The sequence below is a fragment of the Microvirga sp. CF3016 genome (genome assembly GCF_036314085.1).
Taxonomy (GTDB): domain Bacteria; phylum Pseudomonadota; class Alphaproteobacteria; order Rhizobiales; family Beijerinckiaceae; genus Microvirga.
Window position 1 is genome coordinate 71,340 of sequence record NZ_JAYGGM010000016.1, and the last position, 13,817, is coordinate 85,156.

Sequence of the window (13,817 nt, forward strand, 5' to 3'; positions counted from 1 at the left end):
CGACGCTAATCCTGCCTAACCATTCGCCGCTCCTGCGCAGCCGCGAGCCGGGTCATCTTCCGCAAATCGTGCTCCTCCAGCCTCATTGCAGCGTCCAGCCAGATTTCGACAATGTCCTGGAGTTCCTCATACTTCAGCGGATTGATCCGCCTCTTCGAGAGATAGATAGCCCTGTGAGCATTGTGCTTGCGTCTGTTGCGTCCGATATAATCCCGCACCGCGTTCTCTCCCTGGCCGTCTTCAGCAAGCACATCGACTACACCGAGATGATGGAGTTCTTCAGCGGTGTAGACCTTGCCGCTCATGATGAGCTTCTCGGCGGGCGCCATACCAATTTTGCGTGACAGGAAGCTGTATGCCCCCATTCCAGGAAACAGATTGAACAGCACCTCCGGCAGACCCATTTTAGCGCTCTTCTCAGCGACAAGAACGTCAAACGAGAGCGCGCATTCGAACCCGCCGCCCAGCGCATCGCCTTGCACCAGCGCAATCGTGATCAGCGGCGTATGGAAGGCCATCGCATTTCCATAAACCACATCGATGCAGGCATAGGCGTATTCCCGCAGGCTGTCGCGATCCCTGCGCCGGATGCAATCGGCAAAGTAAGTCAAGTTTCCGCCGAAGTTATATACGCCGGGCGTCTGAGATGCGGCAACGAAGTATTCCAGGTGCTGACATTGCTCGCGGTTTCCCTCTGCCATGATTGCACGCACGGATTCCTGTACGCACATCATGTCCTTTAGGAGCTCTATTGTTATCATAGAGTGTCGGCTCGGGCGCATTGCCGCCCAATATACTTTCTGTGCAAAGTCAAGTTTAACGTCGATATGAGGCAGAACTAGCTTTGTCGGGTCTGAATGCACAGGTCCGGATGCAGGCGTCGCAGCGGGAGACGCTGGGGTCGGTATTTCAAAATCTTCAACGGATTTAGCGTCGGAAAGGGGTTGGTCATTGGCTTTGACCAATGGGGATCGCATCCTGCTCTCCATCATAGAGAAATTATCAGCACGGCGAGCTTCATCTCGCCGCTGAGCGGTGCACACCTGTCGGGGGCAACCTTCCTTAAGGATAATGATCCCTTAACGGCCTGTCGGATAGTACCTAGGAAGATTTGTCGGGCGACTTGGTTAATGAGAGGCGCCACTCATCGAATTGATTCAATAGCCGCATCCTGAACACGTAGTGCCCAAAGGCTCTTATTTCTTGCGGTCGAAAAAAATAAGTTAACCAAGTTCACAAGAGTGAAAAGAAGACGGGATATATTCCCTACGTCATCGAGATATGATTAGTATGTTCAATGGTAATATCATAAGAATCTTCCAGAATAAAGTAACGAGATACTATGACGATGACCTGCGAACGAACAGAGGGGCTCATAAGAAGGGCAAAACGGCACTTGCATTAGGAGAGTCCGCACGACTTACGGAATGTCAGCCCGAAAAGATCTGATGCCTTCGTTGATTCCTGGGCCGATTCAGCGACTTCAAAGCAAAGATCACGCTGTCAGACCAAGGGGTGCCGGGGGCAACACATGGCAGTTATTCTGATCCTCGACGATAAAAGCACCAACCGCAACATCTATTCCCGACTCGCTCAGAAGATCGAAGACGGCGCGGTCGTGCATGCCTTCGCGTCGCCGGTAGAGGCTCTCGAATGGCTCCAGGGCAACGCCCCCGATCTGATCGTCACCGACTTTCGAATGCCCGGCATGGATGGAGCGGAATTTACCAAGCATGTTCGGGCCAGTACCAACGGCATTGATGTTCCGATCATTGTCATTACTGCCTACGACGACAGAGCCTTCCGGCTTCGCGCCCTGGAAGCGGGAGCTACAGACTTCCTGCGATCTCCCGTCGATCATTATGAATTCGTCACCCGGGCCCGCAATCTTCTCAAACTGCAGCGTCAGCAGCAGCAGATCAAAGGACGCGCCCAGGCCCTCGAGCAGCAACTTCGCATCAGCGAACGCTCTCAGGAGGAACTGGTCCGAAGCAGCCGGGAAGCCCTTGCCCAGGTAATCGATACCGTCCCGGCATTGATCAGCGCAGCCGACAAGGACAGCCGCATCGTCTTCGTAAACGCCCATTTCGCCGACTTCGTTAATTCCACTCCAGAGTCCCTGACGGGAAAGCTGCTGAGCGATGTCCTGCGGAGCAACAAGCCGGAATTCAGCCGCCAGGTTCACAGATCCATCGTCACGGACCAGAGGAGCTCCGTGAGTTTCGAGGAAAGCGTTACCGATCCGGCAGGGGCCCAGCGTGTCTTCCTGACGACCAAGACGTCCATGCGGGCATTTTCAGGCACTGAGACAAGCGTTCTGACGACGTCGGTCGATATCACCGAGCGAAAGCAGGCCGAAAGCACCCTGCGTCATATTGCGCTTCACGACACACTGACTGATCTTCCCAACCGGCGAATGCTCTACGACTGGATCCAGCAGGAACTCTCCAGCGCACAAACCCAGTTCGCGATCCTCCTCATCGATCTCGATCGGTTCAAGGCTGTCAATGATGCCTTCGGCCACGCCGGGGGTGATCGCATGCTGCAACTGGTGACCAGCCGGCTCCTCGGAACCGTTTCGAGCGACGACCTGGTGGCGCGAATGTCCGGTGACGAGTTCGTCGTCGTACAGGCGAACATCAAATCTCCGGACGGTGCCGAAGACCTCGCGCGCAAGATCATCAACTCCCTATCGGCACCGTTCCTTCTCGAAGAGACTGAGATCAGAATAGGCTGCACGATCGGGATCACGTTGGCTCCCCGCGACAGCCAGGATGCCGAAAAGCTCCTACGATATGCCGATCTTTCCATGTACCGCGCCAAGGCTGAGGGCAGGAACACGCTGCGCTTCTACTCGTCCGAGATGGACAGCATCTCCTGGAACAACATCGGTCTGGAGACCGATCTACGCAAGGCGGTGGTTCAAGAGCAGTTCGAGCTTCACTATCAGCCCCAAATCAATCTTGAGACAGGATCGATAGCTGGGGCGGAAGCGCTCCTGAGATGGAACAGGCCAGAATTCGGCCTCACGGCTCCCAACGCATTCATCGACATTGCGGAGGAAACGGGATTAATCAATGAGATCGGTGCCTGGGTTCTCAAACAGGCCTGCGCTCAGGCCGTGGCGTGGCAGAGCCTCGGACATGGTCCAATCGGAATCTCGGTCAACCTGTCGCCTGTGCAGTTTCTTCGCCAGGATATCGTCCAGCTTGTTGATGACGCCCTCAAGGTGACTGGGCTGAATCCAGAGTTCCTTGAGCTCGAGCTCACCGAGGGCAGCCTCCTTAAGGATGTCGAACGAACCAAGGAGGTCCTTCAGAGGCTCAAGAAGATCGGGGTTCGGATCGCGATCGACGATTTCGGAGTCGGCTTTTCGTCGCTCAGCTACCTGAAGAATTTCGCTGTCGATACGCTGAAGATCGATCGGTCGTTCATCTCAAGCCTCTTGGCGGGAAGCCGCGACGAAGCGATTGTCAGGACGATCATCTCCCTGGCTCAGAGCCTTGAGCTGAAAGTGGTTGCCGAGGGCGTCGAAACCAATCCTCAACTCGCATGCCTGCTCAATTACGACTGCGACGAGGCCCAAGGCTACCTGTTCAGTCGCCCCGTTCCGTCTGATGTCTTCGAGACATTGCTCAGGGAGAACCCTCGGTACCTCCTGCCGAAACAGAACGTAACGCCGAAAAAGGTGCATAGTTCGTGATAGCCAAGATCCTATCACGCCTGAAGAACAGCCCCGATCATGAGCATGAGATGAGCCTGAACAGGCTCATCTTTTTGAGCCTGATCGCAGCCTATACTTTCTGGATCAATCCCTCCGTGCCGCGCGAGGCGCTGATTGCCGCGACGATATTCGCATTCATCTCGATCGGGATCTTCATCCATATTCTCGTCAGGCCTTATCAGTCCACGATCCGACGGATCATCGCAATCGTCAGCGATCTCGCCACCGCGTCCGTTCAGCTCCACTACGTCGGCGAGACATCCTCTGTCCTTTATTTGCTCTATCTATGGATCACATTTGGAAACGGGTTCCGCTTTGGCGTCCGGTTCCTGTATATTGCACTCGGCGTCTCGGTCGTATGTTTTACGGCGGTGATCTACACGACTCCCCGATGGCACGATGACATCTATCTCTCGGCAACTCTGCTGCTGAGCCTTATTGTATTGCCCCTCTATGCGAGTACGCTCATCCGCAAGCTCTCAAACGCCAAGGCGCAGGCGGAGGCGGCAAATCGCGCGAAGACGCTGTTTCTCGCCAGTGTCAGCCACGAGCTGAGGACGCCGCTGAGCGCGATCATCGGCCTCTCGAGCCTCATGTCGGGGACGAGCCTCGATGAGGAGCAGCGTGGAATCGTTCGAACGATCGCTTCCGCCGGCGAGGCTCTGCTGAGGCAGATCAACAGCATCTTGAGTCTTTCTCGCATCGAAGCGGGAAAGATGCCGATCGAGCAGGTTGATTTCGACTTAATGGAGGTTCTTTCCACCGCCCGCGCCATGGTTCTCACCCAGGCTCAGCAAAAAAATCTTCGCCTGACGATCCATATCGCCCCTCAAACGCCGCTGCAGCTTCACGGACCGAAGTATCATCTTGAGGAAGTCCTGCTGAACCTTCTCGGCAACGCGATCAAATTCACCGACAAGGGATACGTCACGCTCGCCGCACAGCCGGTGATGGAGAGCAAAAACGCGTTCGTTCGCTTTGTCGTATCCGACACCGGGATCGGCATTGCTCCACACGCACGCGAAAAGATCTTCGAGAGCTTCACTCAGGCGGATGAAACCATCATCAACCGGTTCGGTGGAACCGGGCTCGGTCTCTCCATCTGCCGGCAACTCGTCGAAGCGCTAGGCGGCGAGATTGGAGTCGACAGCAGAGAGGGCCACGGCAGTTGCTTCTGGTTCACCATCCCGATGAGAAGCGCGGATCGGGAGACATCCGGCCGCCAGCTATCCCGGCCGATCCAACCGGTTCTGGTTTGCTCCGACCCCAACATTGCCCAAGCGATCGCGCCGCGGCTCAATAGTGGAGCCGATGTCCCAGTCGTTCAAACATTGTCTGAGGGGAACGAGTGGGTGAGCCGGGACGGCAATCGCCGAACCGTGCTGTTCTACTATATCGACCTGCCTGATGATGCCCTCGCTGCAGCACTCGGGAACGCAGACCTCACCGTTCCTCCCGTTGTGATACGTCCCGACACGTCGCTCGCTCTCCCGACATCCGGCTTGATGCATGTGGCGAGCAGCATCCTGCCGCTCGGATTCACACAAGATGAGGCTCGAACCGCCGCGGTTGCTGCAGCCGCGCAGACATCCTGGGCTCAAGCGATGTGGAGCGAGCCGAGTGGGATCGAACTCCCCCGCGCATCGCGTCCTCTCTCGATCCTCGTAGCGGACGACAATGCGACGAACCGATTGGTGATCTCGAAAATTCTGGAGCGCGGCGGGCACACGGCTCGCTGCGTCGCGAACGGAGAGGACGCCCTCAGCGCGCTGGAGGAGGAGCGGTTCGATCTGGCCATCCTGGACGTCAACATGCCAGTCATGACCGGCATCGAGGCTGCGAAGCTGTTCCGGTTCATGGAGTCCAAGGAAGCCCGCACGCCGATTTTCGCCCTGACGGCCGACGTGACGCCGGAAGTTGCCGCGGAGGCGCTTGCAGCCGGCATGGATGCCTGCCTGACCAAACCCGTGCAACCTGCAGCGCTTCTCAAGGCGATCGAGGAATATATCGTCTCGCCTCCCGCTCAGGTGCCCGTCGAGCACACCTCAGTTCCGGCTGCCTCTATGGCCGCTTCTTCGTCAGCCATTGACGAAACCGTGCTCATGGAACTGGAGCAACTGGGTGGAAGAGAGTTCGTTCTCAGTCTGGTGGAGGAGTTCTTTTCCGATGCCGAGCATCTCATCGGCGAGATGCGGGATGCAGCAGCCTCATGCGACTCCCATCGGTTCCGCCTTGAAGCTCACGGCCTGCAGAGCGCATCTGCCAATGTGGGAGCGAGGACAATCCACGATATCTGCGTCAGCTGGCGACGCATCACGAGCGCCGAGCTCGCCCGAAGCGGAGCAGAGCAGGTGAAACACTTGGCGCAGGAACTTGAACGGACCCACGGCATGTTGAGGAAGCATCTCGGTCAGGAGCCGGGAGAATCCTTCAGCGGAGTGAACCTGGCCAGTTCCGTCGCAAATCCAGTGCGGGGATGAGACCGTAGTTTGTATCTTGCGCAGCGATCAAGCAGCGGGAAAGCATCGTTGAATCCGTGCGAGGGCGATGCATCGGTCCTGGGTCAGCTCAGGATCACGCAGCCTCGGTGTCGCGGCTATACCCGCTTAGGCTCCGATACGAAATCGGAAACAAATGCAGATGGCGCCGCTGATCACTTCAACCGGGAAGCGGCGGGTATAAACGGAAGGATCGGTTTCACCATTCCTTGCGGACAGCTCGATCCGCGTCACCCTTGAGTTAAGGTATCGGTGACTTCCATGACAATGCCATGGGTAGGGCCAGTGACTGACGCCTTGGCATCGGTTCGCAGCAATCCTTCAAGGAGCCGTCGATACGCGGCGGTGGCACGGCGTGAGGTGGCAAGCTGATCGTCAGAATTGGCGATCCACTGGGCTGCGTAGCACGAGGCTCCCGTGATCATGCGTGCCGTCGCCTCAGGATCGACGTCGCGAATGATGCCGTCCGCCTGCAGCGCTTCCAAGCTTGCCCTTATAGCCGCAATGCAGCCGTCGGCACTGGGCCACGACGACGGGTCGCCGAGCACCGCCGGACCGTCGCGCAGAACGATGCGCTGGATTTCCGGCTCGAGCGCCATCTCGATATAGCCGATGCCCTCTTCGATGAAGCTCTCCCAGCGATTGGGAGCCTGAGCCGCGCGCTGCCTGAGCCGTTCGGTCATCTCAGCGTCGATCTGGGAGACGACAGCCTGGAACAGGCCCTTCTTGTCACCGAAGTGGTGATAGAGCGCCCCACGGGTCAGACCCGCCTCAGCGGTGAAGTCGTCCATGGAGGCATCTGCATAGCCTAATGTGGCAAAAGCTTTCCGTCCCGCAGCCAGGAGCTTGGTGCGGGTTTCGGAAATCATGTCGCTGCGGGTTCTGCGAACCATTCCTCAACCTACTCACATACGAAGCGAATGTCAATTGACATACGCGCCGTATGCACATATCTGATTTCACATACGCCACGTATGAAAATTTGTTCGTGGCGTCCCCTCCAGCATCGAGGACGGATGGATATGTCGAACCCCTACGCAGAGATTTTCCGGGCTCCAGGCGCCAAAGGCTTCGCCGCTGCTGGCTTTCTCGCCCGCATGCCGATCGCCATGGCTCCGATCGGCATCGTTGCCATGCTGTCCCAGACGCACCGGGAATATTGGCTTGCCGGCGCCGTTTCGGCGGTTTTCGCGCTCGCCAATGCCCTGATCTCCCCCCAGATCTCCCGGGCGGTCGATCGTCTGGGGCAGACACGTGTCCTGGTACCCACCACAGCGATTGCAACCGTCGCATTCGTCCTGCTGATCCTGGCGGCCAACCAGAGCTGGCCAGTCTGGACCCTGTATGCGTCGGCCCTCTTGGCCGCGCTGATGCCCAGTTTTCCGGCCATGGTGCGGGCGCGCTGGAGCGAACTCTTCCGCGACAGGCCGGAATTGAACACCGCTTTCGCCTTCGAGTCTGCGGCCGATGAGTTGGTCTACATCGCCGGCGCCTCGATCTCGGTCGGCCTCAGCGTTGCTCTGTTCCCAGAGGCAGGCCTGCTGGCCAACACGCTTTTCCTGGCGCTGGGCGCCACGGCATTCGTCGTCCAACGCTCGACTGAACCTCGGGTGCGATCGGGCAATGAAATATCGAGTGGATCCGCCATTCGGCAGCGGCCGGTTCAGATTGTTACCCTCGCCTTGGTGTTCGTTGGGGCGACTTTCGCGACCGCTGAAGTGAGCGCAGTCGCCATTACTCAACATCTCGGCCAGCCTGGAGCTGCCAGTCTCGTGATCGGCGTCTATGCGGTGGGCTCGTTCGTCATTGGCCTGATCGTCGGCGCGCTGAACCTGAAGATGGCCCTGCAGCACCAGCTCGCCATCGCGCTCGCTGTTCTGGCCGCAACCGCTTGGCCGCTGCCCTTTGTCGGTACGGTGCCCATGCTGGCCCTGGCGGTCTTCTTCAGCGGCATCGCCATCTCGCCGACCTTTATCACTGCCTTTGGTCTGATCGAGCAACGAGTTCCCGCCGCTATGCTCACGGAGGGCATCACATGGGTGATGACAGGCATCGGCATCGGAATGGCGCTGGGATCCTTCGCGTCGGGCTGGGTGGTCGACACCTATGGACCAACCAATGGCTTCTGGGTCTCGGTGGGAGCGGCCGCCCTCGCATTCACGACTGTGCTTCTCGGACAAAAGACCCTTTCCGGCTCCCGCCTGCACAGTCTTGCGGATCCCAGCCTCAACCCGGCCGAATGATCCTGACGACAAGGTCACCGTCACGACGTCGAGGCGGTGACCATTTCGCTTCGCATGAGAGCCGCCTGCGGAACACCTGCGCCGAATGGAAACACCCATCCTGAGCAAAAGATGTCGTACAGCGATGGTTTCCTGATGCCAGCGGGAAGGCTTCAGTTCCCGCCAAGGCCATGCGCTGAATCCCAATTCTGGTTCAGATACTCTCCAATGCTACGGTCCTGCTCTTCGGACGAGGATGTCTCGCCGACAGTCAAAGAAAAAGGCCGCTGGTTCCAGCGGCCCGAGGTGGGACCAAGGTCCTTCCAGAGGGAACGACGCGAGCGGGAGGAATGATCGCGTCTCAACTGAGGTAGGGAGGCTTACCGGCACCTGTCACCTCCCAAATCGCTAAGCTGATATGCATCCGGCGCATCGGGTTCGCCTTGAATTCGACGAAACTCGATCAGGCCCGGAAGGAGCGAGCTTCGGCGCCTGTCGGCTCCATTGGGATCAGGGGCAGTAATCCAACCCATGAGAAGCCCTTTCATCGCCTGAGACGGCCGCCCCAAAATCCCACTGCAAAACACGCGGCATCTCTCCCGCCCATCAGGGGGAGAACCTATGATCGAGGCTGAGCAGGACGGGGTGTGCGGGTGCGGCTTGGCGCTTCTGGTCGGCGGCGCCTTCTCGCGGTGCCTGGGCCCAAGAACCGATCATGCGACAATGAGGCGCCGACATCCCCCTTAATCCACAGGCTCTTAGGGGAACGCCGGCCGCGCAGAACGGTTAGACGGACTCGTGGGAGCGGCTGGGGAGCAGGTCCTTTGAGTTCCATTTCACTGCAATGCCAGTACTCGCATCAGAACTTTCCTCCAGTCATGTGGCCGGTCACCTGAGCGCCCTTGCCTCCAAAGTCGACGAGATTGCGCAGCGCGCCGGTGTGTCTGCGGTCGCGCGGCTGGATCTTGAGACCACCCTGGCTGCGTTGCCGTGGCCGAGCAGGCGACGTCTGGGCTTGATCCTCGAGAGTGCCCGTGTCAGCGCAAGCGACAAAGCTGTGCGAGAGGCTGTCGAAATGATGCTTGCTCTCGCGGCCGAAGTCTGGACCCAGACGCCTCCGCCACACGAGTGCGACCGCAACGAGCCGCAGGCGTAGGGTAGCGTCGCTCACAGCAGTCTCGAATATGCGTCCCGACCGGCCTCCCAGACCAAGGTTCGTTCGTCACCCTCTTCCAGCACGACGCCTGAGATCTTCCCGAGACGAGCTGAAGCCTCAGCCACCACGACAGCCGCCTCAAGGGCCTTCGGCCGTTCATCGAACCGGCCGAGAGTCTCGTCGGCGAGACGTACGGCCCAGCCCTCTCCAGACGGGCAGATGATGTAAAGATCCTGCTCGCTCATAGGACCTCCCTGATCTCACCATTACCGGAACGATGGATAACGGAGGGCCGGCAGGTTTATTCCCTTTGGACCTCTCACCATGTCGTTCAATTGGCTCAGGCCAAGCCGGAACTACATTCTCCGGAGGGGATCTTTATCCCCTGATAGCGCGGGGATCCGGGCTTGGCGGGTGGCCTTGCGCCTGTCGAAATGATGGACAGTGGATGCGCTGCTACTTTCATCTGGTGAACAGTGACGAGATCATTTCGGACGATACGGGTGTTGAGATCCTCGACCTTGAAACGGCCCACGAATTCGCCTTGCAAGCCATCGAGGACATCCGCGCCCAGTCGACCCAACTCGGCGCGTCGTGGAAGGGCTGGCGGCTCGATGTGGCGGATCCGTCCGGCAACATCCTCTTGTCCATACCGCTCGAGCCGATTCTGCACTGACCCCGGGTGGCACTGCACTCTGGCCGTCCGAGGAAAAAATTCGGCGAAGGACCGCTTACCTCCTCCCGCTCGCCGGCAGTGATGCGCTCCGTCCCCGGCCTATCATGAACTCTTCCATGTGCCGAGGATCATCTCAAGAAAGCGTTCGGCAGCGGGCGCCAGGCGACCGCCGCGCCGCCTGACAACGCCGATGGTCCGCGACACCTCGGGATCGCCGATCGGGCGCGTCACGATGATCGGATGCTCGGCCTGGGGGGTAGCGAGCTGCGGCAGCACCGAGATGCCGAGCCCCGCCTCGACGAGCCCCAGCGACGTCGAGAGGTGGGTGACTTCATACGACCAGCTCAGCCGCACGCCGGCCCGCACCAGGGCGGCATCCAGCATGATCCGGTTGCCGCTGCTCCGGCTGACAGCGACGAGCGGCTCTCCTTCGAGATCGGACCAGGTGAGCGAGCGCCGTGCAGCCAGCGGGTGATCGCGTCGGCAGGCCAGAACGAAAGGATCCTCCAGCAATGGGTCAAATGACAGCTCGGGATCTGAGCCGCCCAGAAGATTGATCCCGAACTCGACCTCACCCCGCGCGACGCTCTCCAGCCCCTCGTTCGCCGAGAGATCGAGGATCCTGAAGCGGATGTTCGGGTACTGCTCCTTGAACCGAGCGATGACCGAGGGGAGAAAGTAGAATGCCGCCGTGGGTACGCAGGCGAGCGTTATCTGCCCTCCCCGCTGGTGCCCAAGGTCCCTCATCGCGAACAGAGATGAATCGAATTCTTCGAGCATGCGACGCACGAGTGGCAGAAATTCGCGTCCGACGGTGGTCAGGGCGACCCGCCGGGTCGTGCGCTCCAGGAGCGCGGCCCCGACGGCTGCCTCAAGCCGCTGGATCCGGCGGCTCAAAGCCGGCTGAGACAGATTCAGCGCCTCGGCTGCCCGGTGGAATCCTTCGAGATCCACGACGGCAACGAAGGCCCGCAGATCGAGGGCTTCGAAATTGATGCTCATTGCGCATCAATAGCATCGATCTTTGCATTTCACAGCGTTTTCCAGATCTGAGATGGATGGACGGCAAAGAAATCTCACCTGGACCTGCCGCTGTGTCAGTCTCACTCGCCACGTCGAAGAAGAGTTCCCTTCAGATTCCCTGCGTGCTCATGCGGGGTGGGACGTCGCGGGGACCGTTCTTCCTTGAGGCGGATCTGCCCGATGATCCGAAGGAGCGAGACCGCCTCCTGCTCGCCGCCATGGGCTCCCCCCACGTGCTCCAGGTGAACGGCATCGGCGGCGGCAATCCGATGACCAGCAAGGTCGCGATCGTCGCCCCCTCGTCACGACCGGGAGCGGATGTCGACTACCTGTTCGCGCAGGTTGCGACGGATCGCGCCTATGTGGATTTCAGCCCGAACTGCGGCAACATGCTGTCCGCCGTCGGTCCCTTTGCCATCGAGGCCGGACTGGTGCCGGCCCAGATCGGCGAAACCACTGTCCGGATTTTCAACCGCAATACAGCGACCACCGTTGAGGCTGTGGTTCAAACCCCTTCCGGCTTGGTGGATTACGAGGGTGAGACCGCCATCGACGGCGTTCCAGGCACGGCAGCACCCGTCAAGCTGACGTTCCTTGATGCGCTAGGCTCGAAGACCGGCGTGCTCCTGCCGACGGGGCATGTCAGAGAGTTCATCGACAACACGCCTGTGACTCTCGTCGATTATGCGACGCCGATGGTCCTCCTGCGCGCAAGCGACCTCGGCCTGGCCGGCGAAGAAACGCCGGACGAACTTGAAGCCAACGCCGATCTCTTGGTGCGTCTGGAAGCCATTCGCCTGGAGGCAGGGCTGCGCATGGGCCTCGGGGATGTGTCCGACAGCGTCGTGCCCAAAGTCGGGATCCTGTCCCCTGCGCGCCACGGCGGGACGATCACCTCGCGCTACTTCATGAACTCCAAGCGCTGTCACAAAGGCCATGCGGTCACGGGAGCCCTGTGCATCGCGGCGGCATGTCGGCTGCCAGGCAGCATCGCCCACGATCTCGCCGACCCCGAACTCTCGTCATTGGTGCACCTCGAGCACCCAAGCGGCCGGACCGAGATCGACCTGAGCATCGACACTTCAGGGCACATCTCGCGGGCAAGCCTTGTCCGCACCGCCCGCAGGATCTTCGAGGGCAAGATCATCGTCCCGGCAAGCGCTGTCTTCGCGCCCCTGGAAGGAATACAACAAAGAGGAGAAAACGCTCATGACCATGACACGCCGACTGCTTTGCTGCGCCGCCCTGGCCGCAATGACCACGATTACGCTACCCCTTAGCGGTGCAACCGCGCAGGACACGTTCCCGTCGCGTCCGATGAAGCTCGTCGTCCCCTATGCTGCCGGCGGCGGGACGGATGCCATCGCCCGCCTTGTCGCGCAGGGCGTTGGCGAAAAGCTGGGACAAAGCTTCGTCGTCGAGAACAACGGCTCGGCCGGCGGGAACATTGCCACCCAGCAGGCGGCAAATGCCGCACCGGATGGCTACACGGTCCTGATGGCGAACCAGGGTCCGATGGTGGTCAATCCCCATCTGTTCAAGAACGTCAAGATCGATCCCCTGACGGCCTTCGACCCGCTCACCTTGATCACGGCGGCCCCGCTGGTGGTGGTCGTACCCAAAAACTCCCCCTACAGGACGATCAAGGAGCTGATCGATTACGCTCAGAAGAATCCCGGCAAGCTGACATATGGTTCTGCAGGCAACGGCTCGGCGAGCCACTTGGCGACGGTACTCCTCGCGCAGGAGGCCAAGTTCGAGGCAGTTCACGTACCCTATAAAGGAGCCGGCCCTGCGCTGAACGACTTCCTCGGCGGCCGCATGGACTTCATGGTAACGACGGTTCCATCCGTCCTCGGACTGATCGAAAGCGCAGACGCCCGCGTTCTTGCGGTGACATCCAAGTCCCGCGCCAAGAAGTTCCCTGACGTGCCATCCGTTGCGGAAAGCGGGTGGCCGAATTACGAGGCTACAGCTTGGTACGGCTTTGCCGTCCCAAAAGGCACGCCGAAGGACATCGCCGACAAGATCAGGAAAGCAACGGTCGAGACGATCAAGAACGGCGTCGTGCGTGAGAGACTCGAGAACGAGGGTGCAGAGCCGATCGGCAACAGCCCTGAGGAATTCGCCGCCATGATGAAGTCCGAATCCGGGCGGTGGGCCGACATCATCGGAAAGGCTTCCATCGCCATGAACTGATCGAGCGACGTCCATGTTCCCTACCCCGGCTTCCTCCTGCCGAGGTCGCCGGGGTGGGTTGGCGGCCTCAAGGCCGCAACGATGATGGGCCCCAGGCCACGCATTGTCATCGGACTGCGTGCAGTCTCACCCCCTAGCGAAGTGCAGCGTCTCGCGGTTCAAGCCCGCAATCTGCTCACCCGCCGAGGCTCGCCCTCAGCGCCGGCTTCACGCTGACGCAAGTCCAATCCTCACCCCCGAACGCGTCAGAACCAACGGGTCCGGCACTCGACGGCGCCTTGGACATTTTGTCCGACCCCTCGCCCCAGCTGGCTCTGCC

At 59.8% G+C, this 13,817-nt stretch carries 11 protein-coding genes; 6 read left to right on the top strand and 5 right to left on the bottom strand.

Annotated elements, in window-relative coordinates:
• Positions 1-5: 5 nt before the first annotated feature.
• Positions 6-992, bottom strand: coding sequence for a crotonase/enoyl-CoA hydratase family protein (locus VB672_RS20805; RefSeq protein ID WP_329786127.1), 987 nt, complete (start codon positions 990-992; stop codon positions 6-8).
• 539 nt (positions 993-1,531) lie between these two features.
• Here VB672_RS20805 and VB672_RS20810 point away from each other — a divergent pair.
• Together VB672_RS20810 and VB672_RS20815 are read left to right on the top strand one after the other, a co-directional pair.
• Positions 1,532-3,703, top strand: a complete 2,172-nt coding sequence (locus VB672_RS20810) for a putative bifunctional diguanylate cyclase/phosphodiesterase (RefSeq protein ID WP_329786128.1) — start codon at positions 1,532-1,534, stop codon at positions 3,701-3,703.
• 116 nt (positions 3,704-3,819) lie between these two features.
• On the top strand, positions 3,820-6,204 hold the full coding sequence (locus VB672_RS20815; protein ID WP_329786129.1) for an ATP-binding protein: 2,385 nt from the start codon (positions 3,820-3,822) through the stop codon (positions 6,202-6,204).
• Positions 6,205-6,452: 248 nt separating this feature from the next.
• Here the strand turns inward: VB672_RS20815 and VB672_RS20820 are convergent, their stop codons facing one another.
• Positions 6,453-7,115, bottom strand: a complete 663-nt coding sequence (locus tag VB672_RS20820) for a TetR/AcrR family transcriptional regulator (RefSeq protein ID WP_329786130.1) — start codon at positions 7,113-7,115, stop codon at positions 6,453-6,455.
• A 129-nt stretch (positions 7,116-7,244) separates the two neighbouring features.
• On the opposite strand from VB672_RS20820, the gene VB672_RS20825 reads away from it, so the two are divergent.
• On the top strand, positions 7,245-8,465 hold the full coding sequence (locus VB672_RS20825; RefSeq protein WP_329786131.1) for an MFS transporter: 1,221 nt from the start codon (positions 7,245-7,247) through the stop codon (positions 8,463-8,465).
• A gap of 838 nt (positions 8,466-9,303) precedes the next feature.
• Here the strand turns inward: VB672_RS20825 and VB672_RS20830 are convergent.
• Both VB672_RS20830 and VB672_RS20835 read right to left on the bottom strand, forming a co-directional pair.
• Positions 9,304-9,615 (bottom strand): hypothetical protein, encoded by a 312-nt coding sequence (locus tag VB672_RS20830; protein WP_329786132.1) that lies wholly within the window; start codon positions 9,613-9,615, stop codon positions 9,304-9,306.
• Positions 9,612-9,845 carry a hypothetical protein gene (locus VB672_RS20835; RefSeq protein WP_329786133.1) on the bottom strand — a complete coding sequence of 78 codons (234 nt, stop codon included), beginning with the start codon at positions 9,843-9,845 and terminating at the stop codon, positions 9,612-9,614. The genes VB672_RS20830 and VB672_RS20835 overlap by 4 nt, the downstream gene beginning before the upstream one ends.
• A 203-nt stretch (positions 9,846-10,048) precedes the next feature.
• Between VB672_RS20835 and VB672_RS20840 the strand changes: the two genes are divergently transcribed.
• Entirely contained in the window at positions 10,049-10,276 is a 228-nt protein-coding gene (locus tag VB672_RS20840; protein WP_329786134.1) for a DUF6894 family protein, read from the top strand.
• A gap of 102 nt (positions 10,277-10,378) precedes the next feature.
• On the opposite strand, the gene VB672_RS20845 is transcribed toward VB672_RS20840, so the two are convergent.
• Entirely contained in the window at positions 10,379-11,278 is a 900-nt protein-coding gene (locus VB672_RS20845) for a LysR family transcriptional regulator (RefSeq protein WP_329786135.1), read from the bottom strand.
• 92 nt (positions 11,279-11,370) lie between these two features.
• Between VB672_RS20845 and VB672_RS20850 the strand changes: the two genes are divergently transcribed.
• Together VB672_RS20850 and VB672_RS20855 are read left to right on the top strand one after the other, a co-directional pair.
• On the top strand, positions 11,371-12,579 hold the full coding sequence (locus tag VB672_RS20850) for a 4-oxalomesaconate tautomerase (protein ID WP_329786136.1): 1,209 nt from the start codon (positions 11,371-11,373) through the stop codon (positions 12,577-12,579).
• On the top strand, positions 12,515-13,498 hold the full coding sequence (locus tag VB672_RS20855; protein WP_329786137.1) for a Bug family tripartite tricarboxylate transporter substrate binding protein: 984 nt from the start codon (positions 12,515-12,517) through the stop codon (positions 13,496-13,498). The genes VB672_RS20850 and VB672_RS20855 overlap by 65 nt, the downstream gene beginning before the upstream one ends.
• The last annotated feature ends 319 nt before the right edge of the window (positions 13,499-13,817 follow it).